We start from the raw sequence: 3,369 nt of genomic DNA, 5'->3' as shown, positions 1-3,369 counted from the left end.
TTCGGTTATGTGATTCTCGAGGAAGGCGTCCCAAAAGGCAGTGGTAGCACTATTGCCTATCAATTCCCGGATGGCCTGGTCTATTTTACGCGGGGAGTTACAGTTACGCAACTTAAACATATAGCCTTCTGGTAACAGCCAATTCCCCAGATTCACCCCTTTTAAATGCAAACGCTCACCTTCTGGCGAGTAAATGTCTTTACCCTCAACAAAAACGTATTTTTTATCGGCCTTTTGGCAGGATAGCGGGATCCATAACAAAAGGAAATATATCCAGATTTTAGGCATCATGGTTATTGATATTATAAGGCATATCTAATTTACGTTTTACTGATATACCTCAAAAATCTTCTTTGGGGTAAAGAATTCCAAGCACATGGGCCATGAGTTTTAGGGAGGTGTAATGCTTGAAGTCACCCTATTTCCAGAAGGTTGATATTTAATAATTAAAGCCAATTAAATTCCAATAATATAACCAGGCAATGAAAAACACTGCTGCAATGCTAACGGCGAAATTTAACTTCCAAAAGCCTACTTGCTTTAGTCGAATAGCCCTGATCAAAAGATATACAGACGATAGTACAAGTACAATAATGATAAATGGCAGGATAAGAACAGATTTTAATATTAGAGGAATACCGTAATTGAATTGATACGGATCTGTTTTCAATAAGATTAATCCAAAAGAAGTTAAGAAAAAGAGTGTGAGAAGGGCGATAGCAAGGTTTATTTTTCCCACCGAATGTATTTTCTTTTTAGCTAAAAATAGGTACTGAACAAGGGTTCCAAAAAGGAAGATCAGGAATATAGAAACAATACTTCCGATCAAGATTAATTGAAACTTTACCGTTTCAAACCATTTTAGTCTATGGTACGATTGAGTATCCGAAAAAAAATACGCTATATCTCCTTCATCATTTTCTCCAAACGCGTAGTTCTTTTTTTCGGTTGTTCCATAAAGGGTTAGGTCGGAAACTGGGACTAATTGCTCATTCTTTTCCCGTAATACTAGGGTGTCATTTTTAAGGTCAATATGGACTTCAGGAGCAAGACCTATAAAGACAGCAACCTTATCTAATGTTGTTTGCGCATACCTCGTATGTCGATATACACCTTGAAATGCTTTTAATGGCTTGTTTACAGATCCCAGATCCGGCGGCTCCAGATGCATTTCTTTTAGGGCATATGAAGGAAGCATTTTATCAAACAAATCATTCGTAAAGTCTTCAATAAAGCGCCTGCTCTTTCTGTCCTTTAAATTCGAAGCGTTAACTGATATAAACAAGCCAATGCTTTTTTCAGGAATTAGCATCAAGGTATTCGCAAAACCATCTATATCACCTCCATGTTCAACAACCTGCAAACCTTTCCAATGCCTCTCGTAAAATCCCAAAAGCCATCCATCTTGAGCTTTTTCATAATGTTTGAAAGCTGGAGTAAACATTTTAGAAACGGTCAAACTATCCAATAGTCTTTTACCTTTATAACGGCCATGATTAAGCAGCATTGAAATGTAGTGGCTCATCTCCTTGGCGGTTGAAGTCATCGATCCGGCTGGATACTGGTGCATAAAGGAGGTTTCATATGGAATGAGCCTATCGCCCTTTTGCAAGTAACTTTTTGCGTAGTTTTTCTCGTAGGCGGCCTGTTTTTTAAAACTACTGAATTCCATTTCAAGGGGTTGTAGAATTCTTTTTTTTACGAACTCATGGAAAGGAACTCCCGAAATGTCTTCCACAATAAGACCTAGTAATGCATAACCGTGACTCGAGTACGTTAATGCCTCTCCGGATGGTCTAATCTGCGGAGGCAGCCTCTTCGCTAAATATTCCCCCAGTGAAATAACCTCTTTCTCAGTTCTAACCCGATTTTCCAAATTGCGTTCATCAAGGCCAGCTGTATGGGTTAATAGTTGCCTTATTGTTATCGGGTTGTCATACACATAGTCAACCTTTAGTGACTTTAGATACTGGTTAATGTCTTCATCGAGCGTTAACTTTCCTTCTTCATACAATTTCATAATTGCAACACCAACAAAGGTTTTTGAAATAGAAGCTAATCCAAAAAGTGTGGTAGAATCGTTAACAGGGATATTCTTCTCAATGTCAGCTAAACCATAGCCTTTAATATGGGCAATAGCATCTCCACGTATTAAAACAAAGGTAGCCCCGGCAATATTCAGTGAGTCCATTGAATTAGTAAATTGAGAGTCAATCCAATTCACCAATTCAGTCGGTGTTCCGGCTGAATTTTGAGAATATGTCGCATTCAATTTTAATATAACGGTAAGTATAAGGACTACAATGTTTATAGTTTTCATGGATTATCGAACAGAATTATGCACAACATCTGAATATAGTCATTAACCCTATATCTTTTATGTTCTTAGACTGTATTAGTAAGAATTTTGTGAATAAATAATCACAAGAAAGGCAGCATATACCTAAACATAAACGATCTCATCCTTCGTCAACAACCCCTCATTCCGCAACCGTAAAATGATCTGGACCATCAGTTTAAGGGAGGTGTAGTGCTTAAAATCTTCATATTTCCAGAAGTTGGTTTTTATGGACACCTATGGTCTTATATAGGTGCAGCCTTCTTTCTATACCTAATTTATTAGGAATTCAATCAATTACTTCTATCTGGACTGCATCCAACCAAACCGTTCCAAAGTCTCTTAGATAAACACCATAATTAATGGCATTTGCAATTTCAGGAACCTCTGCTTCTATCTCAAGCATTTCCCATTGAGAGGATTCAATGCGGAACTGATCGAGACTGTCAAACAGGGGAGGTGATCCATCATGAGCACTTTGAAGTACATCGGGTTCAACCACCAGTCTTAAAAATGCAAATCCTGGCGCTGTTACGTCTGACCGGGAAGCAGCAAGTACCCGAATTTTTTTTCCTCGGTATGGTTTTGCATCTATTGTTTGAGTTAAGTTGGGAGTCAACTCTCCGAATGTGATCCCTTCAGGGCGATATAGCAATACGGACTGTTCTCCCTGATACGGATTCTCATCGGTAACTTTAAACTGTACCCCAACTCTTTGAAACTTCGACCAGACCAGCCAGCCCTCGGGAAGTTCACCGGATTGATCACTTTCAAAATCTAGATTCACTGGATGGTCGAGCTTTTTATCCAGCATCCAGATCACATCAAAATCCGCTTTGTTTATTGCCGCTACTGGATTGGTGCTATCCAAAAAGACCAGAGCATCATAGGCTTTTGCCGGAGCATAAGACCAGAAATAATTCTCTGGAGTTTTAGTGTTGTAACCCGACCCTGAGTGCCGGGTTGGGTGGCTTCTATGAAACCAATCATGCACCGGTCCTTCAGGAGGGATTTGAGCCATGTTGAGAGCT

The 3,369-nt window shown here is 39.2% G+C and carries 3 protein-coding genes and 1 pseudogene; all 4 read right to left on the bottom strand.

The genetic code is table 11. The annotated features are described in order from the left end of the window. Positions 1–291, bottom strand: a pseudogene (locus tag AC4E7D_RS13035) (hypothetical protein); the annotation flags it as partial. A 148-nt stretch (positions 292–439) separates the two neighbouring features. Continuing rightward, entirely contained in the window at positions 440–2,320 is a 1,881-nt protein-coding gene (locus AC4E7D_RS13030; RefSeq protein ID WP_490174223.1) for a serine hydrolase domain-containing protein, read from the bottom strand. Between the two features lie 123 nt (positions 2,321–2,443). After that, positions 2,444–2,575 carry a hypothetical protein gene (locus tag AC4E7D_RS13025; RefSeq protein ID WP_490174222.1) on the bottom strand — a complete coding sequence of 44 codons (132 nt, stop codon included), beginning with the start codon at positions 2,573–2,575 and terminating at the stop codon, positions 2,444–2,446. 52 nt (positions 2,576–2,627) lie between these two features. Next, on the bottom strand, positions 2,628–3,369 hold a 742-nt coding region (locus tag AC4E7D_RS13020; RefSeq protein WP_490174221.1), incomplete at its 5' end, for a hypothetical protein.

The organism is Lentiprolixibacter sp., assembly GCF_982873095.1.
This window is presented reverse-complemented; position numbering and strand designations above follow the sequence as displayed.

Excerpts from the sequence above, each read along its gene's own strand:
- AC4E7D_RS13030 (WP_490174223.1), bottom strand. The coding sequence starts at position 2,320 with ATGAAAACTATAAACATTGTAGTCCTTATACTTACCGTTATATTAAAA.